This window comes from Streptomyces sp. NPDC048606 (genome assembly GCF_040650855.1).
In the GTDB taxonomy this organism is placed as follows: domain Bacteria; phylum Actinomycetota; class Actinomycetes; order Streptomycetales; family Streptomycetaceae; genus Streptomyces.
In genome coordinates this window covers 215,152-239,652 of sequence record NZ_JBEZIB010000001.1, presented here as the reverse complement: position 1 = coordinate 239,652, position 24,501 = coordinate 215,152, and the positions used below count along the sequence as shown (strand labels likewise).

The following is a 24,501-nucleotide window of genomic DNA, read 5'->3' as shown; positions in this document are numbered from 1 at the left end:
CGCCTTCAGCGGCCTCGGCGGCTCCTCGTCCAGCGGTGACCGAGGGCCGCCGCGGTGGCGGCGACGCACAGGCCGTAGGAGACGAGGACCCACGGGGCGGGGGCGCGTCCGGCGCCGAGTCCGTGGACGAGACCGGCGAGCCAGGCGGCGTAGGCCAGTCCGTGGAGGATGCGGAAGGGGCGGATCCAGCGGCGGGTGGCGAAGACGCCCCGCCACAGACCGGTGACGAGGGCGAGGACGAACAGCTGCGCCGCGAGGGTGCCGAGGTCGACCAGGAGGTCGCCGGTGCCGAGGAGGGCGTCGGTCGCGGCGATCCGCTCGCCGGCGACCTTGACTCCGATGTGGACCAGCAGGAAGCCGACGCCGATCAGGCCGGCCGCGCGGTGCAGGGTCTGGGCGAGCTGCCGGCGGCCGGGGGTGAGGACGTCGCGGAAGACGGTGGCGAGGCCCAGCATCACGGAGAGGGACAACGAGACCAGGGCGAAGACCCCCGCCATCTCGTCCAGGAACTCCTGGACGGCGCCGCCGACGAGCGCGCCCGCCGACAGCAGCAGCGCGACGACGAGCAGCCCGGCGCTCACGGCGCGCAGCCCGGGGGCCGGGGTGTGCGGCGGCCCCTTCCGCACGGGCGCGGCGGGTGCGGGTGCGGGTGCCGGGGCGGTGACGGCGGCCGGGGCGGGGGTGGTGGCGGTGCCCGGGGCGGGGTCCGTGGCGGGGTCGGCGGTGGAGGTGGCGGGCTGGGCCATCGGGAACTCCGTGAGGGGTCTGGTTCACCGTGCGGGAGGGTGGTCCGGCCCGGCCCGGACCCCACGGGGTGAGGGTCCGGGCCGGGCGGTACGGGGGCCGGCGGGCCGGCGGGAGCGCTACGAGGGACCGTGGCGCAGGATCGGGCCGAGCGGGGAGCCGTCGATCGGCCGGGCCAGCGAGGCCGACCAGTTCCCGTTGAGGTCGAGGTCGTCGACCTGCCAGCTGCTGACCTCTCCCCGGTAGCCGTGGTCCACCACGAGCGGGCCCGGCACGGCGGGCCGCACGTCCAGGGCGTTGAGGTCGATGCCGAGCAGGCCGAGGCCGACGCCCTTGAGGACGGCCTCCTTGCGGGTCCACACCCGGTGGAAGGCGGCGGTCCGCTCGGGGCCGGCCGGCAGCGACAGGATGTACGCGTGCTCGGCCGGCGCCAGCACCACACTGGCGAGGGAGCCGGACTCCACCGGGCGCAGCGCCTCGATGTCCACGCCGATCCAGTCGCCGGCGTGCAGGGCCAGCACCCCGCACCCGCCGGTGCGGGTCAGGCTCAGCGCGAGCCCGACGGCGGGACTCGCCACGGCCGGCGGGCCGTGTTCGAGGTCGCCGCAGCCGGGGCAGACGCGGCGACCGAGGGCCACCGTACGGGCGTCCACGCCCAGCAGTTCGCCGATGGCGCGGCGGGCGCCGGCGCGGGTGCGGGTGAACGCCGCGGCGTCCCGTTCGTGGCGGTAGCGGCGGGCGCGCACCTGCTCGACCTCGTCGAGCAGGTCGAAGTCGGCCTGGTCCACGTGGTCCTCGAAGGGCCACCACCAGACGTGGGCCTCACCCGTGGCCTTCAGTCGCGCGGCCTCCCGGGCGGCCGCCTCGGGCACGGGCAGCGCCCCGGTGCGGTTCGTGTGATCGATGGGGCCGCGGGCCGCGGCCAGGGTCTGGCTGGTCATCGGATCCTCCTCTCACCCTGGAGGGTGTTGTTCAGGTCAGTCCGCCGAGGCGCAGGAGCAGGTCCTTGACCTCGGTGGCGTGGTAGCGGGCCCGTTCCTGGGACGGGTCCGAGCAGAGCAGCATCGGCCCGTCCCGGTCGTCCTCGGGCAGACGTCCGTGGCTGCCGCGGACGCAGCCGGGGTCGAGCGGCACCACCTGGAGCGGTGCGCGCATCCCCGCCTTCTTCTTCAGCACCGCGAGGGCCGCCTTCGCCTTGGCCGCCGGGTCGGCGGGGTCGAAGAACAGCTCGGCCGGGTCGTAGCCGGGCTTGCGGTGGATCTCGACGCCCCGCGCGAAGTCGGGCGCGCGCCGGTCGTCGAGCCAGTAGTAGTAGGTGAACCAGGCGTCGGGTTCCGATACGGCCACCAGTTCGCCGGAGTTCGGGTGGTCGATGCCGTAGTCGGCCTGTTGCGTGCGGTCCCAGATCTCGTCGACCCCGTCCAGGGACTTCAGCACGTCCCGGACGCGCGGGATGTCGACCGGGTCGGCCACGTAGACGTGGGCGGCCTGGTGGTCGGCGACGGCGAAGGCGCGGGAGGTGTACGGGTCCAGGTACTCCATGCCGCGCTGGGTGTACACGGACAGCAGGCCCTCGCGGCGCAGCGCGCGGTTGACGTCCACGGGCCGGCTGACCGGGGAGATGCCGTACTCGCTGAGGGCCACGACGGTGGTGCCGCGGGCGCGCAGGTCGTCCAGGAGCGGTCCGAGGGCGGCGTCCGCCTCGCGGGCGGCGCGGACGGCCTCGGGGCTGTCGGGACCGAACCGCTGGAGGTCGTAGTCGAGGTGGGGGACGTAGATGAAGGACAGGTCGGGGTCGCGGGTGTCGGCGACGTGCCGGGCGGCGCCCGCGATCCAGCGGGTGGAGGTGAGCGAGGCGGTCGGCCCCCAGTAGCTGAACAGCGGGAACTCGCCTTGCGCTGCGGTCAGTTCGTCCCGCAGCGCGGCGGGCACGGTGTAGCAGTCCGGGGCCTTGCGGCCGTCGTAGTGGTAGACGGGGCGCGGGGTCAGGACGGTGTCGACGTCGGCGCCCATCGCCCACCACCAGCACAGGTAGGCGGTGGTGTGGTCGGGGTCGTGGCGCCGGGCGGCCTGCCAGACCTTCTCGCCGCCGACGAGGGCGTTGTGCTGGCGCCACATCATGACCTCGCCGTGGTCGCGGAAGTACCAGCCGTTGCCGACCGCCCCGTGCTCGCGCGGCAGGGTGCCGGTGGTGAGCGTGGCCTGGACGGTGGCGGTGACGGCGGGGAACACGGTGTCGAGCGGGGCGGCGAAGCCCTGCTCGCCGATGGCCCGCAGGTTCGGCATGTGGGGCAGCAGGCGCGGGGTGAGGCCGACGGTGCACAGGACGGCCGTCTTCCTCCGGGCGGAGGGGCGGGCGGAGGCGGTCACGATCCTGGCTCCTTCTGCGCGGTGGCGGCGGCGCTGGTGGCTCGGCCGGTGGCGGTGGCGGTCGGGGTGTCGGTCCGGGTGTCGGTAGGGGCCGGGGTGGTGGTCCTGAGGCCGAGGGCGGTCAGCTCCCGCGCCGTCCAGTCCAGTTCGGCGGCGATGCCCCGGGCCAGGCCGGCCCCGCCGACCGGCCGGCCCTCCTCGGGCAGCACCGACCAGGTGTAGGTCTCGACCTCGATGTGGTCGGTGACGGCGTGGGCACCGCCGAACAGCGTCCGCAGCGTGTCGCGCAACACCGGCGAGGTCGAGGCGAGCGGCGGGGCCGGCTCCTCGTGCAGCGGTACGTGGTAGTGGATCCGCCAGGGCGCCTCGCCGGGCAGGGCGCCGGCGAGGGCCGGCCCCAGGTCGTCGGAGCCGAGCAGCTCGCCCCCGTTCGGCGCGGCCTCCCGGGTCTGGTGCAGGAACCGCGGCTCGGCGAAGGCCGCCAGCGCCTCCCGCACCCGGGGGTCGTTCGGGTCGGCGGCCTCCAGGGCGCTGGAGGCCTGCACCTTGACCACCTGGAGCCCGGCCGTGAGCAGGCGGGCGACGGCGGTGTCCGGGTCCTCGTGCGCCACCGCGAGGTGGCACGTGTCGAGGCACAGCCCGATGCGTTCGTGGTCGACGTTCCCCAGCACCTCGACGGCCTGCTCGGTGGTCTCCGCCACGCAGCCCGGCTCGGGTTCGACGGCGACCCGGATCGTGCGGCCCGTCTCCGCCTCGACTCGGCGCAGTCCGGCGGCGAGCGCGTCGAACTGCCGCATCGCGGCCGCGGCCTGCGTGCGCGACCAGGCGGTGCGCCAGGCCAGCGGCAGGGTGGACACGGAGCCCCGTGCGGCGTCGTCGGGCAGCAGCCCCGCCAGGACCCGGGCCAGGTTCAGCGTGTAGTCCAGGCGCGCGGGCTCCGACCAGTCCGGGTAGTACACCGCCCGTTTGACGACGGGAGCGTGGAAGCCCTTGTACGGGAACCCGTTGAGGGTGACGGTCTCCAGCCCGCGGACGGTCAGCTCGCGGCGCAGCCGGGTGACGGCGGCCGGGTCGGCGGCGAGGGCCGACGCCGCGTCCACCGGCAGCCACAGGCCGAGGCCGATGACGGGGGCGCCGGTGGCCCGGCGCACCGGTTCGGCGTACGCCGAGAGCTGGGCGGTGATCCCGTCGAGGGTTTCGGCGGGGTGCACGTTGGTGCAGTACGAGAGGTGGACGGCGGTGCCGTCCGCGTGGCGGAAGCGCATCAGGCGGTTCCTCTTTCCCTGATCAGTTTCCGCCGCGGGCGATCGAGTTGCCGGCGTAGAGGCCGGCGACCTGCTCCTCCGTGTACCCGTCGAGACCGAGCCGGCCGGACTGCGCGTAGAAGGTGACGGGGTTGCGCCACAGCACGCGGTCCACGTCGTCCTCGTCGAAGCCGGCGGCGAGCATGGCCTCGCCGGTGGCACGGGTGAGCAGCGGGTCGCTGTGGCCCCAGTCGGCGGCGGAGTTGACGAGGATCCGCTCGGTGCCGTGTTCCTTGAGGATGGCGACCATCCGCTCGGGGGTCATCTTGGTGTCGGGGTAGATGGAGAAGCCCATCCAGCAGCCGGAGTCGTGGACCTCGCGGACGGTGACCTCGTTGAGGTGGTCGAGGACGACGAAGCCGGGGTCGATGCCCGACTCGCGGACGACGGCCAGGGAGCGGCTGGTGCCGCCCGCCTTGTCCCGGTGCGGGGTGTGCACGAGGGCGGGCAGCGCGAACTCGACGGCGAGGCCGAGCTGGACGGCGAAGGCGTGCTCCTCGGCGTCGGTGACGGTGTCGTAGCCGATCTCGCCGACGGCGACGACCCCGTCCTTGGCGAGGTAGCGCGGCAGCAGGTCCAGGACGGGCGTGCAGCGCGGGTCGTTCGCCTCCTTCGGGTTGAGGCCGATGGTGCAGTGGTGGCTGATGCCGAACTGCGCCGCCCGGTAGGGCTCCCAGCCGAGGAGCGCGTCGAAGTAGTCGGTGAAGCTGGAGGGGGAGGTGCGCGGCTGGCCCAGCCAGAACGCGGGCTCGACCAGCGCGCGGACGCCGGCGGCGTGCATCGCTCGGTAGTCGTCCGTGGTGCGGGACGTCATGTGGATGTGCGGGTCGAAGATGCGCATGGTCGGGCTCCGGTAGGGGGGTGGGGGGAAGGTCAGTTGTCGAGGGCGGCCACGGCCCACAGGTCGGCCGGTACGGTGCGGTCGGCGGCCCGTCGCTCGGCCGCGAAGCCGTGGGCCATGCGGGCCAGTTCGGCGTCCCGGCGCTCGTGCAGTCCGGCCACCTTGGCCAGGGGGATGCCGGTGAACAGGCACTTGAGGACGGCCTGGCGCCAGCGGTACTGGTCGAGGTGGGCGCGGGCGTAGGGGCCCAGGGCGGCGGCGATGAGCCGGTTGTCGTTGGTGCGCACGGCGTCGTCGGTCAGGTGCGTGGCGCGGTCGCCGATCGGCAGGAACGGCAGCGCGCGCAGGACGCCCCGGCGCTCGGCGGCGTCGCCGTGCGCGTAGCGGTCGGCGGCCTCGCGGGCGAGGGCCTCCCCGGTGACGGAGCCGGAGCCGTGGCGGGTGAGGGCCAGCAGCAGGACGGTGCGTACGGCGTCCTCGACGGCCCAGTCGGCCCAGCCGGGCAGGGGGCCGCGGCCGTACTCGCGGCCGGCTGCCGGGAAGCGGCGGTCGAGGGCGGCGGGGCCGTCCGCGGCCACGGCGGCGACGGCGGCGGTCAGCCGGACCCGGTGCTCCTGGTCGAGGACGGAGCGCAGGGACTCCTCCAGCGTGCGCAGGGTCAGCGCGTCGTGGACGGCGCGGTCGGCGTGGTCGGCGCGGTCGGCGTGGTCGGGCGCGGTGGCGGGCGCCGACGGGGCGGGCGGGGCGAGGGTGGGAGCGGTCATGCCGGTACGGCCTCCTTCTTCGACGCGTGGCGCTCCGGGGAGCCGGGCGGCCCGGGGAGCGGGGGGAACCGGTCCGCCGGGGACGGTGTCGCCGTCGACCGGCGCGCCCGCGGGTGCGTGGCGGCGGCGCGCAGGAAGGCGATGCTGTCGGCGGCGGTCTTGGCCCCGGCGTGGCTGTGCCGGGGAAGTTCTACGGAGACCAGGCCCCGGTAGCCGGTGTCGGCGAGGGCGCCCAGCACCGGCGGGAAGTCGATCTCCCCCTCCCCGAAGGGCAGGTGCTCGTGGGTGCCCCGGCGCATGTCCTCGATCTGGACGTGGGCCAGGCGGTCGGCGGCCAGTTCCACGCACCGGGCGACCGGATGGGGTTCCAGGCACTGGCAGTGTCCGAGGTCCAGGGTGAGCCGCAGCCGCTCGGGCCGGCCGAGGTCGGCCAGGAGCCTGCGGTATCCCGCCAGGTCGGCGACGAGCATGCCCGGTTCGGGTTCGAAGGCCAGGTCGACGCCGGTCGCGTCGGCGTGCGCGACGAGCCGGGCGCAGCCGTCGACCAGCCGCTGCCAGGCCTGCTCGCGGGTGGTGTCCGCGTCGGCGGTGCCGCTCCAGAAGTGGACGGCCTCCGCGCCCAGTTCGGCGCCGATGTCGACGGCCCGGCGCAGCAGGTCCAGGCGCAGCTCGCGGCCCTCGGGCGCGGCGGACAGCAGCGTGGGCCGGTGCTTGCGGCGCGGGTCGAGGAGGTAGCGGGCGCCCGTCTCGACGACGACGGCCAGACCGGTGGCCTCCAGGGTGCGCCGGACCTCGTCGACGCGGGCGGCGAGCCCGGGGGCGTACGGGTCCAGGTGCTGGTGGTCCAGGGTCAGCGCGACGCCCTCGTAGCCGAGGTCGGCGAGCAGCCGCAGGGCGTCGCCCAGGCGGTGGTCGGCGAGGCCGTTGGTGCCGTAGGAGAAGCGGGGCGCCGGGCCGTGGGGGGCGCTCACGTCGAGGACACCTTCCGGGCGAGGCGGCGTACGAGGGGCAGGGCCGCGGCGAGCGGCACGGCGACGCGGGGGGCGCCGCCCCGGACGGCCAGGGCCGCCTGGAGCGGGAGCAGGGCGTGGATGCCGGCGCCGACGGCCCGGCGCACCTCGGGGGCGGCGCCGGGTCCGCGCAGCACGCGGACCAGCTCGGGGGCGTGGCTGCCGGCGTACAGGGCGAGCGCGGCCGCCTGGGCCGCTCCGGTCGTACGGCGGAGCGTGCCGGCCGCCGCGACGGCGGAGGCGGCCAGCGCCAGGGCAGCCTCGCGGGGCGGTGCGCCGTCGACCTCGTGTCGGCTGAGCCGGGTCAGGCCCAGGGTGTGCGCGGCGACGGCGGCGGCCGGCGCCAGGGCCGGGCGGGCCGGTCCGGGGCCGGTGCCGTGGAGGACGTCCAGGGCGCGGGCGGCGGCCATCACGGCGGGGCCGAGCGGGGTGTTCTTGGCGCCGAGGTCGTAGGCCCACACGGCGGCGGCCAGGGGCAGGGTGCGGCGCAGGACGGTGCGGGGGCCGCCGGAGAGGGCGGCGACGCCGAGGCCCGCCGCGGTCAGTCCGGCCGCGGTCGCCAGGGCGGCGCGGGGGGTGATCCGGCCGGAGGGCAGGGGGCGTTCGGGGCGTTCCACCGCGTCGAGTTCGCGGTCGGCCCAGTCGTTGAGGGCCATGCCCGCCCAGTACAGGCAGACGGAGGAGGCGGCGAGGCCGAGGGTGCGGGCCCCGGTGCCGCGCCCGGCGGCCAGGGCTCCGGCGAGGACGTCGCCGGGGACGGTGATCGCGGCGGGCGCGCGGACCAGTTCGACGTGGGCGCGCAGGGCGCGCCGCGCGTGGAAGGCCCGACCGGGGAAGGGCGGCAGGACCAGGGGCGCGTCGGCGGCGGGCGCCGGCGCGGCGGCGGGCCGCGCGGTGCTCCCGGCCCCGGCCACCGTCCCGGCCGCGCCGGCCGGCTGGAGGGTGGTCACGGCCGGGCCCCCGTCAGCGGGTGGGCGCGTCCGGCCGCCCGCACCGGGTCGGCGTTCGCCCAGGCCGTCAGGGCCTCGTACTGGAGGGTGAGGTTGTGCTCGGCGGAGCCCGCCGGGTCCTTGAAGAAGAAGCCGAGGGCTGGCAGCGCGCCGCTCTCGCCGCGGCGGGCGCCCAGGGCGGCCAGCCGCACCAGGTCGAGGACCAGGGGGGCGGCCAGCGCGGAGTCGCAGCCCTGCCAGGTGAACTGCATGGTCATCCGCACGCCGAGGAAGCCCTCGAAGGAGATGTGGTCCCAGGCGGTCTTCCACTCCCCCATCTCGGGGACGTTGTCGATGTGGGTCTGGCCCTGGACCGCGTGGCCGACGGTCTCCTCCAGGCTGCGCTGCTTGGACTCGGTCTTGGAGCGGGCCGCCGCCGGGTCGGCGAGGGTCGCGCCGTCGCCGCCGCCGAGGAGGTTGGTGCCCGACCAGGACCGCAGGCGCAGCGCCCGCTGGGTGAACATCGGCGCGAGGGCGCTCTTGACCAGGGTCTCGCCGGTCTTTCCGTCGCGGCCGGCGTGGGGGACGCGGCGCAGTCGGGCGAGCTCCTCCAGGGCGGGCAGCGCGGCGCCGGCGGAGGGGGTGAAGTTGACGTAGGCGCAGCCGGCGGTGAAGGCGGCGTAGGCGTAGAGGGAGCTGACGGGCAGGGTGAGGGAGCCGTCGGCGAGCGCGGACTCCAGGGCGGCCAGGTTCAGGAAGGCGGGGTCGGGCTCGGGCAGCGGCTCCGTGGAGGAGACGTTGACGACGACCACCTGTTCCAGGCCGTGCCGGTCGCGGAAGGCGGCCATGTCCGCGGCGAGGCGGGCCGCGGTCTCGGACTGCGGCTCGCCGGCCCGGGGGGAGCCGTCGCGTATCTCCAGTTCCGCCGCGGCGAGCGGGGTGTCCAGGGCCCCCAGGATCGAGTGGGGCAGGACGCCCGCCTCGGCGAGTTGGCCGGCCCTCGCCGACAGCGGGGTGTCGACGACGTCGTGGCCGCCGAACACCAGGTCGGCGAGGGCCGGCAGGGGTGCGTCACGGAACGGGGGCGTTTCGGTGACGCACCCGACGGGGGAGGCGGCACCCGCGACGATGGCCGCCGCGCCGGCGACGGCGGCCGTCGCGACGGAGCCTCGCGCGCCGACCATCCAGACGCCGATTCGGGGAGAAGGTCCGGTCGTGTCTCGCATGGTGTGCCAATCCTCCTGAGTCATGTGGAACGAGGGGTGGAGCGGGCTTACTTGCCCATGTCGGCCGGGTAGGGGAAGACGTCGAACGCCTTGTTGACCCGGTCGTTGGAGCGCAGCAGCCACTTGGTGGTGACCTGGTGGACGACGCGCTTCGGCAGGTGCTTGTTGTCGTTGGCGTCGTTCACGGGCTTGCCGATGGACTGGAGCTCCCAGGCCGCGCCGACGAGCCGGTTGACGTGCGACCACCACGCCTTGTCGATGTCCAGGAGCTGGAACGACTGGAGGAAGGGGTGCCAGCGGTGGTAGGCGTGGGTCGGGTTCGGCGGCGTGTAGTTCATCATGTGGACCTTGTTGCCGGCCGGGCGGCGCGGGTCGAACAGGGTGCCCTGGCCGAACTCCTGGAACGCGAAGATCAGCCCCCGGGGGTCACGGCCGTAGAACTGCTCGTAGACCTCCTTCTGGGCGCGGGACAGGAGCTGGAACTCCTTGCGGTACGGCTTGATGAGCTCGACCCAGCTGCGCGGGTAGCGGCCGCCCTGGCGGGTGGCGACCCAGGCGTCGTAGGACTTGGTGAAGCCGCCGAACTGGCCGGTGATGGCGCCGACGGCCGCGGAGAGCTCCGGGGTCGGGGTGTAGTAGAAGCGCTCGTCGTACTCGTACCAGAACTCGTTCGCCCAGCGGTCTCCGACCATGCCCTCGACCTTGGGAAGCTGCGGGCGGCGGTTGCCGTGGGCGGCGGCGGGAGCGGCTCCCACGAGCGAGACCGCGGCCGCGGCGCCCGCCGCGCCCAGGGCGGTCCGCAGGACGGTCCTGCGGTCCATGGAGTTGAGCGGCATTGTCGTGCTCCTTTGGAGTCTGTCGCGGATGCGGGGGGGGGATCGTCGGTGGTGCGATGGCTGTACTCTCCCGGGCCCCGCCATACCTGCCCTATATCGCGTTTCCGCAGGTCACAGGCGGGGCCCGGACGGGCTTTCAGGAGGCCTTCGCGGGCTTGACGGCCTTCTCGTCGAGCGGGTTGCGGCGCAGCGCGGGCGAGAGCAGCGCGACGAGCGCGGTGAGGCCCATGGCGGCGCTCAGGCCGAGGACGGTGCGGGTGGGGCCGAACGCCTCCAGGGCGAAGCCGGCGGCCACGGGGCCGGCGGCCATGGCGCCGGAACCGACCAGCATGGCGAGGGAGTTGGCCCTCCCCCGCATCCGGTCGGGGGCGACGCGGACCATGAACACCCCGCCGGCGACGTTGAACACGCCTCCGACGTAGCCGCTGGCGGCGAAGAGCGCGCCGAGGGCGTACGGGTCGCGCAGGAAGGCGACGGGGACCATGAGGGCGGTCCACACGAGGAGGCCGCCGAGGACCAGGGTCCGCAGGGGGAAGCGGGTGGCCCACCAGCCTCCGCTGATGGCGCCGACGAGCCCGCCGGCCCCGCTGAGGGAGAGGACCACGCCGATCTGGAACTGCGATCCGTGGTTCTCCTGGATGCCCGTCATGACCGCGAGGTTGAGGCCCTGGAAGAGGACGTTGGAGACGGCGACGGCGGCCATGACGGCCCGCAGGAAGTGCTGGCGCCACATCCACACGAGGCCTTCCCTGACCTCCTGCCGCAGATCGGCGCGCGGTCCGGTGCGTTCCGCCTGGAGCTTGCCCTTGACGCCGAACAGCAGTGCCACGGAGGCGAGTTGTCCGACGAGGGCCGCGACGTACGGGAAGGAGGCGCCCAGGGCGACCAGGCCGCTGCCGAGCGGCTGCCCGGCGATGGCCGCGCCGCGGGTGCGGGCCTCGTTGCCGGTGAGGGCGGCCGGCAGTTGCTCCACCGGGACCACGGCCGGCACCGCCGCCCGCTCCGCCAGTTGGTGCAGGACGCCGAGGGTGCCCTCGACGAAGGCGGCGGCGAGCAGCGCCCACAGCCAGACGTGGCCGCTGAGCAGGAGGGCGGCGACGGCTCCGGCGACGAGCGCCTGACCGAGGCCGGAGAAGAGCATGATCCGGCGCCGGTCCCAGCGGTCGACGAGGGCGCCGCCGGGGAGCTGGACGAGGAGCTGCGGCAGGAGCAGAGCGGTGCCGACCAGGCCGGCGTCGCCCGGCGAGCCGGTGAACCACAGGACGGTGAGGGGGTAGGCGACGGCGGTGGCCCGGCCGGCGAGCAGCGACAGTCCGGCGCCGCCCCACAGCAGGCCGAAGTCGCGGTTGCGGCGCAGCGGTACGGGCCCGTCGGCGGCCCCGGGGTCGGGTTGCGCGTCGGTCCCGACCGGCGCCGCGAGCGCGGTCCGGTCCTCGGCCCGGTCCTCGGTACGGGCGGCGGGGACCGCCGGCGCGACCGGCGCTCCGTCGGTCGCCCGCTCGGGGGCCGCGCCGTCCTCGGCGAGGCTCCAGGGCAGGACGGCCGGGTCCGTCACGGTCTTCGGCGGCGGGGTCACCGCGCGGCCGACACGAGGCGCGGGGCGGCGGCGTCGTCGGCGTCGTCGGCCGGGAGTTCGGCCGACGGGGCGGCCGCCGGGTCGGCGTCGTCGTGCGGGTCGGAGTGGGTGTACTCCAGCACGGCCATGGCGCTGTGCATCTTGTTGGTGGCCTGGGCGAAGGCGATGCTCCGGGGCCCGTCCAGCACCTCGGCGGTGACCTCCTCGCCCCGGTGGGCGGGCAGGTCGTGCATGAAGACGGCGTCCGGGCTCGTGTCCCACAGGGCGGAGGTGACCTGGAACGGGGCGAAGATCTCCCGCCAGTTCGCGTCCGGCTTCTCGGTGCCCGTGGTCTGCCAGCGGGTCGTGTAGACCACGTCGAAGCCCTCGGGCAGCGCGTCCATGTCGTGGCGCTCCACGAGGACGGCGCCGCTGCGCTCGGCCCGGGCCCGGGCCCGGTCGGCGACGGAGGGGAGCAGCCCGTAGCCGGGCGGGGTGCGCAGCTCGAAGTGGACGCCCGCGTAGCGGGTCAGGGCCAGGGCGAGGGCGGCGGCGGTGTTGTTGCCCTCGCCGACGTACAGGATGCGCAGCCCCTCGACGCGGCCGAAGTGGCGCAGCAGGGTGGTCAGGTCGGTGAGGGCCTGGGTGGGGTGCTCCTCGGCGCTCATCGCGTTGACGACGGCCATCCGGTCCTGGGCGGCCCAGCCGCGCAGTTCGGCCTCGGGGCCGGCGGTGCGGGCGACGAGCACGTCGAGCATCCCGGAGAGCACCCGGCCGGTGTCCTCGACGGACTCGCCGGTGTTCAGCTGGAGGTCGCCGGGGCCGTAGGCGACGATCCTCGCGCCGACGCGCAGGGCGCCGGAGGAGAAGGCGGTGCGGGTGCGGGTGGAGGTCTTGGCGAAGTAGACGCCGGCGACGAGCCCGTCCAGGGCGTGGGAGTGGGTGACGGTGCCCGCCGAGAACTCGGCGCCGCGGGCGACGATGCGGCGCAGGTCCCGGTCGGTGAGGTCGTCGATGGAGATCAGGTGGCGGGCGGGACGTCGGCCCGGCCGTGCGGTGGTGTGCTGGTCCATCGGGTCAGCCCTTCTCGGGGTGGTCTGCGCCGGCTCGGGGCGCGGTGGCTTCGATCGCCGCGGCGGTCCGGGCCACGGTGTGGTTGCGCAGGGCGGTGGCGAGGTCGAGGGTCAGGCCGTGCCGGCGGGCGGTGACGAGCAGCGGGGCCACCAGCAGCGAGTCGCCGCCGAGGTCGCGGAAGTCGTCGTGGACGCCGACCTGTTCGAGGCCGAGGACCTCGGCCCAGACCTCGGCGAGCACCTTCTCCAGGTCGGTGCGCGGGGCGGTGTACGGGAGCGGGGTCGCGGTCGCCTCGCGGGAGGCGAGGGCGGCCTTGTCGCGCTTGCCGTTCGCGGTGAGCGGCAGGTGGGCGACGACGGTGACGGCGGCGGGGATGGCCGCGGCGGGCAGTACGGCACGCAGTCGTTCGCGCAGGGCCGGCACCTCGACGGAGCATCCGTCGGCGGGCACCACCCAGGCGGCGAGCCGCTTGCCGCCGTCGGCCGCGTCCACGGGCGTGACGAGCGCCTCGCGGACGGCCGGGTCGGCGGTGAGCGCCGCCTCCGCCTCGCCGGGTTCGACCCGGTGGCCGCGGACCTTGACCTGTTCGTCGGCGCGGCCGGTGAACTCCAGGACGCCGCCGGGCAGCATCCGGGCGAGGTCGCCGGTGCGGTAGAGGCGGGTGCCGGGCAGGCCGTACGGGTCGGGCAGGAACGCGGCGGCGGTCAGGGCGGGCGCCCCGGCGTAGCCGCGGGCCAGGCCCTCGCCGCCGAGCCACAGCTCGCCGGTGATCCCGTCCGGTACCGGGCGCAGCCGGTCGTCGAGGATGCGCAGGAGGACTCCGGGCAGGTTCGAGCCGAGCGGCACGAGGGTGCGTCGGGAGTTGGGCCGTACGTGCCCGAAGGTGGCGGCGACGGTGGCCTCGGTGGGTCCGTACTCGGCGCCGAGGAGCATCCGGCCGCCGCCGGCGGCGATGCGGGCGGTGACCCGTTCGGCCTGCGCGGTGGGGTAGGAGTCGCCGGCGCAGACGGCGATGCCGGCGAGGCCGCCGAGTTCGCCGTCGTCGAGCTGGGCCTCCAGGAGTCGCAGGTGGCCGGGGGTGAGGCCGACGAAGGCGTACGGGGCGCCGGCCATCAGCAGCGGTCCGAGCTCCTGCGGCTGCCAGTCCTGCGGGAGCAGCCGGACGGGCTGTCCCGTCAGCAGCGGCGCGTACAGGGCGGGCATGCCCAGGTCGAAGCCGACGGAGGTGAACCAGGGGGCGCCGCCGGAGCCGGCCTCGGCGTAGGCGCGCACCGCCCAGTCGAGGTAGTGGGCCAGGGAGCGGTGGGTGATCTCGACGCCCTTGGGGGTGCCGGTGGAGCCGGAGGTGTGCAGGACGTACGCGAGCCGGTCGGGGTCCGGGGCCGGGACCGGGGGGCTCTCGTGGCCCTCGTCGCCCTCGTCGCCGATCGTCTCGACGGCGAGGACGCGCCCGGGCGGGGTGTGTCCGGCGAAGCGGTCGGCGTACGCGTCCTGCGTGAGCGCCAGCTCGAAGCCGAGGGCGGCGAGGCGGGCGGTCGGGGTGCAGGGGTCGACGGGCACCTGGGCGGCGCCGGCCTTCCACACGCCGAGCAGGGCGGCGACGAGTTCGGGTCCGCGGTCGAGGAGGACGGCGATCCGGGTCTCGGGGCCGGCGCCGAGGGCGCGCAGCCGGCGGGCGATCCGGTTGGCCCGCGCGTCGAGCGCGGCGTACGAGGTGCCGGAGGCTCCGGTGCCCTCGCCGGTCAGGGCGGTGGCCCAGGGGGTGCGGGCGGCCTGTGCCTCGAAGCCGGCGAGCGTGTCGACGGGGGTGTCGGGGTGGGGCAGGGCGGGGGCGGTGAGGCGGTAGTGCTCCTGGGCGGTGGGGAATCCGGTGGTGGCGTCGCCGTCGGCCCCGGTGCGGGCCATGTCGGTGAGCACGGCCTTGTAGAGGGCGGCGAGGCGTTCGGCGTGGGGCTTGGCGAGGGTCCGGGTGCGGGAGGCGAGGGAGAGGTGCCCGCGCACCGGGGTGCCGACGACGAGCGGGAACTCGTTGGGGCTGTCGTCGCGGCTGGCCATGATGTCGATGAGCTCCACGTCGACCTGGTGGAAGTCCAGGTAGTGGAAGAGCACGTCGATGAGGTGGCTCTCGCCGCCGCTCGCGCGCATGGCGGGCATCGGGTAGCGGCGGTGCGGCCACAGTTCGACCTCGCGGGCGAAGACCTCCTGGGCCAGTTCGCCCCAGGTCGCGGCGCCCTTGCGGTAGGGGAAGGGCACCGAGTTGAGGTACATGCCGGAGACGCGTTCGGCGCCGGCCTCCTCGGGGCGGGCGTCGGCGACCATGCCGCCGCGGAAGGCCCCGGAGCGGGTGAGCAGCGACAGGACCTTGCTGTGCGCCGCGTGCAGGACGCTCTTGTACGGGACCTGCGCGGCCGAGGCGAGGGCGCGCAGGCCGGGCTCGATCTCGCCGAGCCCGATGTCCATGCGGTAGCGCTCGTCGGCGGCGGAGCCGTCGCCGGCCCAGCCGGTCGGGATGGTGAACTTCTCGTGCCCGTCGACCAGTTCGCGCCAGTAGTCGCGGTCCTCGGAGGACTCCAGGGAGCGCAGCTCGCCGGCGATGAAGTCGGCGTAGCGGACGGCCGGGACCGGCGGGGCCGGGTCGGGTTCGCCGCCGGTGCGGATCGCCCGGTAGGCGCGGAGCAGCTCCATGAGCTGGGAGTGGTAGCTCCAGCCCTCGATGACGGGGTGGCATTCGGTGATGGACAGCCACCAGCTCTCGTCGTCGACGAGGTGGACGGCCATCCGCATGAGGGGGGCGACGGCCAGGTCGAAGAGGTCCTCGCGGTCGCGGTCGGCGAAGGACCACAGGGCTCCCTCGCGGTCCTCGCGCGGCAGGTGTCGCAGGTCCTCGAAGAGGCAGGGCATCGACACGGTGTCGACGGCGTGGACCAGTTGGAGGGGCTCGCTGTGGCCGGAGAGGGCGAACGAGGTCCGCATGACCTCGTGGCGCTCGACGATCAGGTCGGCGGCCCGCTGGAAGGCGGCGGGGTCGAAGGGGAGTTCGTCGCGGATCCGGAAGGAGGTGATGTTGTGGTAGCGGTTCTCGCCGCTGCGGCCGTGCATCTCGACGAGCATGCCCGCCTGGATGCGGGAGACCGGGTAGGCGTCGGTGACGTCGGCGGGCAGGCCGGCGCGGTCCTCCTCGCAGATGAGGGCGAAGGGGGCGACGGGTCCGTCGGTGCGCTCGGCGGCGCCGTCGCCGACCTGGTCGGCGAGGGCCTCGCGGAGCCGGGCGACGGTGCGGTGTTCGAAGACGTCGCGGACGGTGGTCTCCCAGCCGGCCTCGCGCAGCGCGCCGACGAGGGTGACGGCGCGGATGGAGTCCCCGCCGAGGTCGAAGTAGTTGTCGTGGACGCCGACCGTCTCCAGGCCGAGGACCTTCGCCCACACGGCGGCGATGGAGGCCTCGGCGTCGTCGCGGGCCTCGACGTGTTCGCCGACGGTGGTGGCCTCGCGGCCGGGGGCGGGCAGGGCGCGGCGGTCGAGCTTGCCGTTGGCGGTGAGCGGGAGGGCGTCGAGGGCGAGGTAGGCGGAGGGGACCATGTAGGCGGGCAGGGCCTCGCCGAGCGCGTCGCGCAGGGCGGCGGGGGCGAGCGCGCCCTCGGCGGCGCCGGGCGCGGGGACGACGTAGGCGACGAGCTGCTTGTCTCCCGGGGTGTCCTCGCGGACGAGGGCGACGGCCTCCTCGACGGCGGGCAGCGCGGTGAGGGCGGACTCGATCTCGCCGAGTTCGATGCGGTAGCCGCGCAGTTTGACCTGGTGGTCGATGCGGGCGACGAAGTCCAGGGTGCCGTCGGGCAGCACCCGGGCGAGGTCGCCGGTGCGGTAGATCCGGGCGCCGGGGGCGCCGTAGGGGTCGGGCAGGAAGCGTTCGGCGGTCAGGTCGGGGCGCCCGGCGTAGCCGCGGGCCAGGCCGGTGCCGCCGATCCACACCTCGCCGGGGACCCCGAGGGGCAGCGGGCGCAGTCGCTCGTCGAGGACGTACATGGTGGTGTTCGGGATGGCCCGGCCGATGGAGACGAGTTCGGTGGTGACGGGGCCGTCGCAGGTGCCGTCGGCGGTGAGGAAGTGGGCCGAGTTGCCGACGGTGATCTCGGTGGGGCCGTATTCGGCGGCCAGGCGGGTCCCGTCGGGGCCGGCCGCGGCCGCCCAGCGCTCGGCGAGGCGGTGGGTGAAGGAGTCGCCGGCGGCGATGACCAGTCCGGCCAGGTCGCGGGCCTGCTCGTCGGTGAGCTGCTGGGAGAGCAGGTCGAGGTGGCCGGGGGTGAGCTTGATGAAGGCGTACGGTCCCCCCGCGGCGAGCAGGGTGCCGAGGTCGGCGGTGTCGAAGTCCTGCGGCAGGAGGTGGACGGCCTGCCCCGTCATCAGCGGGGCGTACAGGTCGGGCACGCCGAGGTCGAAGGCGACGGAGGAGAACAGCGGGGCGCCGCCGGTGCCGGCCGAGGCGTACGCGCCGACGGTCCAGGTGAGGTAGTTGGCCAGGCCCCGGTGGCCGATGAGGACGCCCTTGGGGCGGCCGGTGGAGCCGGAGGTGTAGATGACGTAGGCGAGCCGGTCGAGGTCGGAGGCGATGGGGAGTTCGGCTTCGGCGGTGGCCAGGGCGGTCCGCTCGGCCGGGTCGTCGACGACGACGAGTTCGGCGTCCTCGAAACGGTCGGCGTGCCGGGCCTGGGTGACGACGAGGCGGGTGCCGGTGTCGCCGAGCATGAACGCGATGCGCTCGTCGGGGTAGCCCGGGTCGATCGGCACGTAGGCGGCGGCGGCGCGCCAGATGCCGAGGAGGGCGGCGACGAGGTCGGGGCCGCGGTCGAGGAGGACGCCGACGGTCTCGTCGGGGCGGACGCCGAGCTGGAGCAGGCGGCGTGCGAAGCGGTCGGCGCGGGCGTCGAGCGCGGCGTAGGTGAGGTCGCCGTCGGCGTGCCGGACGGCGACGGCGTCCGGGGTCTCGGCGACGCGTTCGGCGATGGTCTCGAAGACGGGCCGCAGGGCGGTGGCGTCCACGGGGGCGCCGACCGGTTCGGCGGGGCCGTCGAGCAGCAGGGCGCGTTCGGCGTCGCCGAGGAAGTCCAGGGTGGACAGCGGGGCGTCCGGGGCGTCGGCGACGGCCGTGAGCAGGGCCGCGTAGTGGCCGGTGATCCGCTCGGCGGTGGTGGCCTCGAACAGGTCGGTGGCGTACTCCAGGGCTCCGTGCAGGGAGCCGTCGGGGCGCTCCGCGAGGTGCATGGTGAGGTCGAAGCGGGCGATGCGGCCCTGGGCGGCGACCGGGCCGACGGTGAGGCCGGGCAGGTCTGGGGTGTCGGAGCCCTGGCCGGAGGCCAGGTCGAACATCACCTGGAAGAGCGGGGTGGTCGACAGGTCGCGCTGGGGTTCGAGCTCGTCGGCGATCCGGTCGAAGGGGGTGTCCTGGTGGTCGAAGGCGTCCAGGACGCCGGCGCGGTTGCCGGCGAGCAGTTCCCGGAAGCCCGGGTCGCCCTGCCAACGGCCGCGCAGGACGAGGCTGTTGTAGGCGTAGCCGGCCATCTGGCGCAGCTCGGGGCGGGTGCGTCCGGAGACGGCGGTGCCGACGGCGACGTCCTGCTTGCCGGTGTAGCGGCCCAGCAGTGCCTGGTAGGCGCTGAGCAGGACCATGAAGAGGGTGGCGCCCTCGCGTTCGGCGAGGGAGCGCAGCCGCACGGCGTCGGCGGCGGGCACGTCGAACTCGGCGACGGCGCCGCCCCAGCCGCGCACCGAGGGGCGCGGGCGGTCGGTGGGCAGGCCGAGCGGTTCGACTCCGGCGAGCCGGCCGCGCCACCAGTCGAGGGCCGCCTCGGCGGCGGGGCCGCTCTGGCGGGCGTTGAGCCAGGCCGCGTAGTCGGCGTACTGGACGGGGGGCTCGGGCAGGACGCCTTCCAGCGGGCCGCTGACGGCGCCGGCGGCCCGGTAGCAGGCGGCCAGGTCGGCGAGGAGCAGCGGCCGGGTCAGGGCGTCGCAGGCGATGTGGTGCATGACGACGACCAGGACGTGGTCGTCGGCGGCCAGGCGCAGCAGGCGCACGCGCAGCGGTGCCTGGGTCGCCAGGTCGAACACCTCGCCGGCGCGGGCCTGGGCGAAGGCGGTGGCGGCGGCGTCGCGGTCGGCCTCGGCGACCCCGGTGACCTCGGCGACCGCGTAGTCGACGGGGCCGGCCGGGTCGATGAGCTGGCGGGGCTCGTCGCCGTCGAGGACGTAGCGGGTGCGCAGGATCTCGTGGCGGGCGGCGAGGGCGTCGAAGGAGCGGCGCAGGGCGCGCTCGTCGAGGTCCCCGCGCAGCCGGTACGCGAGCGGCAGCAGGTACTCGGGGCTGTCCGGGTCGAGCTGGTGCAGGAACCACAGCTGGCGCTGGCCGGCGGAGAGCGCCGGCGGGGTCGTGCGGTCGACGCGCGGGATGCCGGTACGGGCGGGGGCGCGGCCCGCGCCGCGGCCCGCGCGGCCGGCGAGCCGTCTGCGCAGCAGTTCCGCCCGCAGCTCTTCCTGCGTGGGTGCGGTGGGTGCGGTCACGGCTGGTACTCCCTGTGGGCGATGGCGAGTTCGGCGTGGTCGAGGGTTTCGATCTCGATGCGTACGGCCTCTTCGACGGCGGCGGCGAGGCCGGCGACGGTGGGGTGTTCGAAGACGGCGCGCAGCGGCAGCTCGACGTCGAACTCCTCCTGGAGGCGGGCGATGACCCGGGCGGCGAGGACGGAGTTGCCGCCGATCCGGAAGAAGCCCTGGCGGGCGCCGATCCGGCGGGTGGTGCCGTCCTCCCCGGCGAGGACCTCGGCCCAGATCTCGGCGACGATCTCCTCGACCGGCCCCTCGGGGGCGATGTGGGGCTCGTCGGCGAGGGCCGCGGTCAGGTCGGGGGCGGGCAGCGCCTTGGTGTCCACCTTGTTGTGGCGGGTGAGCGGGATCTCGGGGACCGGCACCAGCAGCGCGGGGACCATGTAGTCCGGCAGGCGGCGGGCGCAGTGGTCGAGCAGGGCCGCGTCGCCGGGCGGGTTGTCGTCGCGCGGGACCCAGTAACCGATGAGCGCGGCGGTGGAGCCGCTGCCGTGGACGACGACGGCGCACTGCGCGACGCCGGGGTGTTCGGCGAGGACGCCCTGCACCTCTCCGGTCTCCACCCGGCGGCCGCGGATCTTGGCCTGGCCGTCGGCGCGGCCGGCGAACTCCAGGGTGCCGTCGGGCAGCATCCGGGCGCGGTCGCCGGAGCGGTAGAGGCGGGAGCCGGGCGCCCCGTACGGGTCGGGCACGAAGGTGGCGGCCGTCAGGTCGGGGCGGCCCTGGTAGCCGCGGGCCAGTCCCTCGCCGCCGATGCACAGCTCGCCGGTGACCCCGTACGGGACGGGCTCCAGGTACGCGTCGAGGACGCGGGCGGTCACGTGCGGGTAGGCGCGGCCGACGGGGACGGACGTGGCGTCGTCGTCGGCGTCCCAGCGGGTGGCGGCGATGGTGGTCTCGGTGAGTCCGTACTCGTTGACGAAGCGCAGCAGGCGGCGGGACAGCTCGCGGGCCAGGGCGGGCGGGCAGGGCTCTCCCCCGGTCTGGCCGACGAGGGGGCGCCGGCCCAGGCCCGCGTCGATGAGCATCTGCCAGTGCGGCGGGGCGACCTGGAGGTGGCTGACGCCGTGCTCCTCGATGAGCCGCAGTTGCGCGGCGTGGTCGGCGAGGTCCTGCTCCCGGGCCAGGACGACCCGGCCGCCCGCGACGAGCGGCATGAACAGTTCGGTGCAGGAGATGTCGAAGGTGGGCTGGGCGAGGGCCAGCCAGGCGTCGTCGGGGCCCTGACCGAAGTCGAGGTGGGCCTGCGAGGCGCGCAGCATGGCGAGCAGGGTGCGGTGTTCGACGGCGACGCCCTTGGGGCGGCCGGTGGAGCCGGAGGTGTACATGATGTAGGCGAGGCGGGCGGAGTCGGCCCGCTCGCGGGGACGCTCCCCGGCCGGGCCGGTGTCGGCCGCGGACCGGGCGGCGAGGCCGTCGGCGGTCAGGGCCGGGTCGCTGCACGCGGCGAGGGCGGTGGCACCGGGTGCGGCGACGAGCGCCGCGCCGCCCGTGGGGGCGTCCGTGACCCGGTTCCCCGCGTCGTGCCCGGCGCCCGGGACGTCGTGCCCGGCGTCGAAGGCGGCCAGTCGCTCGTCGGTGTCCGCGGCGAGCCAGGGGCCGTCGTGCCGGCCGCGCAGCCGGGCGGCGCCGGCCAGGTCGGAGACGAGCAGCCCGGCGCGGGAGTCGTCGAGGACGTAGCCGAGCCGCTCGTCGGGGGCCGCCGGGTCGAGCGGCACGTAGGCGGCGCCGGTCTTCCAGACGCCGAGGTAGGCGGCGATCAGGTCGGGGGTGCGGCCGAGCAGGACGGCGACGGTGGTCTCCGGGCCCGCGCCCAGCTCCCGCATCCGCCGGGCGAAGGCCTCGGCGCGGCGCTCCAGGCGGCCGTAGGTCCACCGCTCCGCTCCGCAGACGACGGCGATCTCGTCCGGGGAGGTACGGGCGACGGCCTCGACCGCGGTGTGCACGGTGTCGTCGGACGCGCCGGACGCGCCGGGCTCGGGGGCGCCGGGGCCGAGCGCGAGGAGTTCTCGGCGCAGGGCGTCGGGCAGCATCGACGCCCGGTCGAGGCGGGTGCCCGGCGCGTCGACGAAGGACTCCAGCAGCCGGACCCAGCCGTCCGCGAACCGTTCGACGGTGGCGGGGTCGAAGAGGGAGGTGGCGTACTCGACGAGGCCGAGGAGCGAGCCGTCGCCCTGCCGCTGGAGGACGAACGTGAGGTCGGTGCGGGCGCTGCGCCAGGCGCCCCGGAAGGCCTCGATGTCGCCCTCGGCGGTGGCGGTGCCGGTGCGGCCCTCCTCGTGCAGGTCGAACATGACCTGGTAGAGCGGGGTGCGGGCCGGGTCGCGGGCCTCGTCCAGTTCGGCGACGAGCCGGTCGAAGGGCAGGTCCTGGTGGGCGAAGGCGCCGCGCGCGGTGTCCCGGACGCGGACCAGGGCCTCGGTGAAGGGGGCGTCGGCCGGGGCGTCGCAGCGCATGACGAGCGTGTTGAGGAAGAAGCCGACGACGTCGGCGACCTCGGGCCGTTCGCGGCCGGCGACGGGCACGCCGACGGGCACGTCCCACTGGCCGGTGAGGCGGGCCACGAGGGTGGAGAACACGGTCAGCAGCGTCTGCTGGAGGGTGGCTCCGTGGCCGCGGCCGAGGGCGGCGGCCCGTTCGGCGAGGGGGGCGGGGACGGTGAAGACGTGGGCGGCGCCGACGCCGTCGCGGACGGCCGGGCGGGGCCGGTCGGCGGGCAGGTCGACCGGCAGGATCCCGTCGAGGGCCTCCTTCCAGTGGGCGCTCTCCTCGGCCGCGGCGGAACCCGCCAGTCGGCGGCGCTGGTGGACGGCGTGGTCGGCGTACTGGACGGGCAGCGCGGGCAGTTCGGCGCGCGTGCCGCGGTGCGCGGCCTCGGCGAGGGCGAGCAGGTCGCGTTCCAGGACCACCGAGGACCAGCCGTCGCAGGCGATGTGGTGGATGGACAGCACCAGGTGCAGGCTGTCGTCGCCGCGCACGCTCAGGGCCCGCCAGACGGGACCGTTCTCCAGGTCGAAGGGGCGGCCGAACTCGTCCTCGATGAGGGCGTTGCGCGCGGCGGCGGTCCGTGCGCGGGTGGTGCGCAGTTCGACGCGGGCGTCGGCGTCGGCGATCTGGACGGGCTCGGTGCCGCGCAGGGCGTAGCGGGTGCGCAGGATCTCGTGGCGCTCGGCGAGGGCGGTCAGGGCCGCGGCGACGGTCTCGTCGGCGTAGCCGGGGGGCAGGGTGATGAAGACCGGCGCGTTCCACTCGGCGCTGCCGGGCCGCATCCGGTCCATCAGCCACAGGCCCTGCTGGCCGGGCGACAGCGGCAGGCCCTCGGCGGTGCGCGGCACCGGTCGCACGCCGGCCTCGGCGGCGCTCTCCCCCGGGCCGTCCGTACCCTGCGCGCCGGGCGCGCCGGGGTACTCGGCGAGCAGCGCGGCCTGGGCCTCGACGGTGGTGGCGGTGAACAGCGCCCGCAGCGGCACCCGGACGCCGGAGGCCTCGGTCAGGGCCTGGGCGAGCCGGCTCAGGAGCAGGGAGGCCCCGCCGAGCTGGAAGAAGTCGTTGCCGGCGCCGATCCGCGCGGCGGGGATGTCGAGGAGGGCGGCCCACTGTTCGGCGACGACCCGCTCCGCGGCGGTGCGCACGGGGACGTGCGCGCTCTCGGCGGCGGCGGCCGCGGCGACCGGGTCGGGCAGCGCCGAACGGTCGATCTTGCCGTTCGCGGTGAGCGGGAACTCGGCGACGGGCACGTACACGGACGGGATCAGCGGGTCGGGCAGGGACCGGCGCAGGAAGGTGCGCAGCTCCTCGGGGCGCAGGTGTTCGCCGCGGGACTGGACCCAGGCGACGAGACGGTGTCCGCCGGAGCCGTCGGGAACGGCGGCGGCGACGGCCGCGCGCACCCACGGGTGGGCGGCGAGCGCGGCCTCGACCTCGCCGGTCTCGATGCGGACGCCGTTGACCTTGACCTGGTGGTCGAGGCGGCCGAGGTACTCCAGGGTGCCGTCGGCCAGCCAGCGGACCCGGTCGCCGGTGCGGTAGAGCCGCTCGCCGGGCGGACCGTAGGGGTCGGGCACGAAGCGCTCGGCGGTCTGGTCGGGACGGCCCTGGTAGCCGAGGGCCAGACCGACCCCGCCGGCGTGCAGTTCGCCGGGGACGCCGACGGGCACGGGCCGGCCGGCCGGGTCGAGGACGAGGGTCCGCATGTGGGCGATGGGGCGGCCGATGGGGACGGCGCCGGTCTCCTGCGCCGGGTCCCAGCGGTGCTCGGTGATGTCGACGGAGGCCTCGGTGGGCCCGTACGTGTTCCAGATCTCGGCGCGCGGCGCGAGTTCGGCCAGGGCGCGGCAGAGTTCGGCGTGCAGCGGCTCACCGGCGCTGAAGATCAGCCGGAGGGCCTCGGCGCTCTCCCGGCCGGACTGCTCGACGAGCCGCCGGTAGACGGAGGGGACGCCCTGGAGGACGGTGACGCCGTGGTCGGCGACGGCGCGCAGCAGGGCGGCGGGGTCGCGTTCGGCGTCCTGCGGGGCGATGGCCACCGCTCCCCCGCTGATCAGCGGCGAGAACAGTTCCAGGCCGGCGGCGTCGAAGCCGATGGTGGTCTTGAGGAGGAACCGGTCGGCGGGGCCCAGCTTGTGACGGTGGGCCAGCCAACGGACCCGGTTGGCGATGCCGGCGTGGGGCACGACGACGCCCTTGGGGCGGCCGGTGGAGCCGGAGGTGTGCAGGATGTACGCGGGTCGGGCCGGGTCGGGCGCCACGGGGAAGGCGGCGGCGTCCTCGGCGGTGACCGCGGCGGTGCCGTCCGGGGTGGTGACGTCCAGCGGGGTCACCGAGCCGGGCAGGCGGTCGGCGGCGCCGGGGCCGGTGAGCACGACCCGCGCGCCGGAGTCCTCCAGGACCAGGGCGAGCCGGGCCCGCGGATAGGTCGGGTCGAGCGGTACGTAGGCCCCGCCCGCGAACCAGACGCCGAGCAGCGCGGCCACCAGCTCGGGACCGCGCGGCAGGCACACCCCGACGAAGTCGCCCGGGGCCACCCCGGCCGCGCGCAGCGCCGCGGCGTGCCGGACGGCGAGCCGCTCCAGGGCGGCGTAGGTCAGGCCCGCGCCGTCGGCGGCGAGCACGGCCGGCGCCTCGGGGCTGCGGGCGGCCTGGGCCCTGAACAGGGCGGGCAGCAGCAGACGGCCGGGGGCGGATCCCGACTGCGTACGGTCGTTCACGTTCTCTCCTTCATCGGGATCGTGGTGGCGTCGGCCGCGTCCCGGGG

At 75.7% G+C, this 24,501-nt stretch carries 14 protein-coding genes; all 14 read right to left on the bottom strand.

The window, feature by feature from the left end; translation table 11 throughout:
- Nucleotides 1-5 precede the first annotated feature (5 nt).
- A complete protein-coding gene (locus tag AB0D01_RS00955; RefSeq protein ID WP_363052752.1) occupies nt 6-746 on the bottom strand; it encodes a ferric reductase-like transmembrane domain-containing protein in 741 nt (246 codons plus the stop codon).
- A 117-nt stretch (nt 747-863) separates the two neighbouring features.
- Nucleotides 864-1,685 carry a 4'-phosphopantetheinyl transferase superfamily protein gene (locus AB0D01_RS00950; RefSeq protein ID WP_363052750.1) on the bottom strand — a complete coding sequence of 274 codons (822 nt, stop codon included), beginning with the start codon at nt 1,683-1,685 and terminating at the stop codon, nt 864-866.
- 31 nt (nt 1,686-1,716) lie between these two features.
- Nucleotides 1,717-3,114: a nucleotide pyrophosphatase/phosphodiesterase family protein gene (locus AB0D01_RS00945; RefSeq protein ID WP_363052748.1), complete on the bottom strand. Its 1,398-nt coding sequence runs from the start codon at nt 3,112-3,114 to the stop codon at nt 1,717-1,719.
- Nucleotides 3,111-4,379, bottom strand: coding sequence for a metabolite traffic protein EboE (gene eboE / locus AB0D01_RS00940; RefSeq protein ID WP_363052746.1), 1,269 nt, complete (start codon nt 4,377-4,379; stop codon nt 3,111-3,113). The genes AB0D01_RS00945 and eboE overlap by 4 nt, the downstream gene beginning before the upstream one ends.
- A gap of 22 nt (nt 4,380-4,401) precedes the next feature.
- Complete coding sequence (locus tag AB0D01_RS00935) at nt 4,402-5,259, bottom strand: TatD family hydrolase (RefSeq protein ID WP_363052744.1); 858 nt, start codon at nt 5,257-5,259, stop codon at nt 4,402-4,404.
- Between the two features lie 32 nt (nt 5,260-5,291).
- On the bottom strand, nt 5,292-6,023 hold the full coding sequence (locus AB0D01_RS00930) for an EboA domain-containing protein (RefSeq protein ID WP_363052742.1): 732 nt from the start codon (nt 6,021-6,023) through the stop codon (nt 5,292-5,294).
- Nucleotides 6,020-6,994 carry a sugar phosphate isomerase/epimerase family protein gene (locus AB0D01_RS00925; RefSeq protein ID WP_363052740.1) on the bottom strand — a complete coding sequence of 325 codons (975 nt, stop codon included), beginning with the start codon at nt 6,992-6,994 and terminating at the stop codon, nt 6,020-6,022. The genes AB0D01_RS00930 and AB0D01_RS00925 overlap by 4 nt, the downstream gene beginning before the upstream one ends.
- Nucleotides 6,991-7,983, bottom strand: a complete 993-nt coding sequence (locus AB0D01_RS00920; RefSeq protein ID WP_363052738.1) for an SCO3242 family prenyltransferase — start codon at nt 7,981-7,983, stop codon at nt 6,991-6,993. Before AB0D01_RS00920 ends, AB0D01_RS00925 begins: the two co-directional genes overlap by 4 nt.
- The gene (locus tag AB0D01_RS00915) at nt 7,980-9,188 is read right to left on the bottom strand and encodes an inositol-3-phosphate synthase (RefSeq protein WP_363052736.1); all 1,209 of its coding nucleotides are present in this window, start codon (nt 9,186-9,188) and stop codon (nt 7,980-7,982) included. Before AB0D01_RS00915 ends, AB0D01_RS00920 begins: the two co-directional genes overlap by 4 nt.
- 47 nt (nt 9,189-9,235) lie before the next feature.
- On the bottom strand, nt 9,236-10,024 hold the full coding sequence (locus AB0D01_RS00910) for a Tat pathway signal sequence domain protein (protein ID WP_363052734.1): 789 nt from the start codon (nt 10,022-10,024) through the stop codon (nt 9,236-9,238).
- A 136-nt stretch (nt 10,025-10,160) separates the two neighbouring features.
- On the bottom strand, nt 10,161-11,600 hold the full coding sequence (locus tag AB0D01_RS00905; RefSeq protein WP_363052732.1) for an MFS transporter: 1,440 nt from the start codon (nt 11,598-11,600) through the stop codon (nt 10,161-10,163).
- Nucleotides 11,597-12,652 carry an ornithine carbamoyltransferase gene (locus AB0D01_RS00900; protein ID WP_363052730.1) on the bottom strand — a complete coding sequence of 352 codons (1,056 nt, stop codon included), beginning with the start codon at nt 12,650-12,652 and terminating at the stop codon, nt 11,597-11,599. Before AB0D01_RS00900 ends, AB0D01_RS00905 begins: the two co-directional genes overlap by 4 nt.
- Nucleotides 12,653-12,656: 4 nt before the next feature.
- Nucleotides 12,657-19,205: an amino acid adenylation domain-containing protein gene (locus tag AB0D01_RS00895; RefSeq protein ID WP_363052728.1), complete on the bottom strand. Its 6,549-nt coding sequence runs from the start codon at nt 19,203-19,205 to the stop codon at nt 12,657-12,659.
- On the bottom strand, nt 19,202-24,454 hold the full coding sequence (locus tag AB0D01_RS00890) for an amino acid adenylation domain-containing protein (protein ID WP_363052726.1): 5,253 nt from the start codon (nt 24,452-24,454) through the stop codon (nt 19,202-19,204). The genes AB0D01_RS00895 and AB0D01_RS00890 overlap by 4 nt, the downstream gene beginning before the upstream one ends.
- Nucleotides 24,455-24,501 lie beyond the last annotated feature (47 nt).

Coding starts and splice junctions, on each gene's coding strand:
- AB0D01_RS00955 (WP_363052752.1), bottom strand. CDS start 746: ATGGCCCAGCCCGCCACCTCCACCGCCGACCCCGCCACGGACCCCGCC.
- AB0D01_RS00950 (WP_363052750.1), bottom strand. CDS start 1,685: ATGACCAGCCAGACCCTGGCCGCGGCCCGCGGCCCCATCGATCACACG.
- eboE (WP_363052746.1), bottom strand. CDS start 4,379: ATGCGCTTCCGCCACGCGGACGGCACCGCCGTCCACCTCTCGTACTGC.
- AB0D01_RS00935 (WP_363052744.1), bottom strand. CDS start 5,259: ATGCGCATCTTCGACCCGCACATCCACATGACGTCCCGCACCACGGAC.
- AB0D01_RS00930 (WP_363052742.1), bottom strand. CDS start 6,023: ATGACCGCTCCCACCCTCGCCCCGCCCGCCCCGTCGGCGCCCGCCACC.
- AB0D01_RS00915 (WP_363052736.1), bottom strand. CDS start 9,188: ATGCGAGACACGACCGGACCTTCTCCCCGAATCGGCGTCTGGATGGTC.
- AB0D01_RS00910 (WP_363052734.1), bottom strand. CDS start 10,024: ATGCCGCTCAACTCCATGGACCGCAGGACCGTCCTGCGGACCGCCCTG.
- AB0D01_RS00900 (WP_363052730.1), bottom strand. CDS start 12,652: ATGGACCAGCACACCACCGCACGGCCGGGCCGACGTCCCGCCCGCCAC.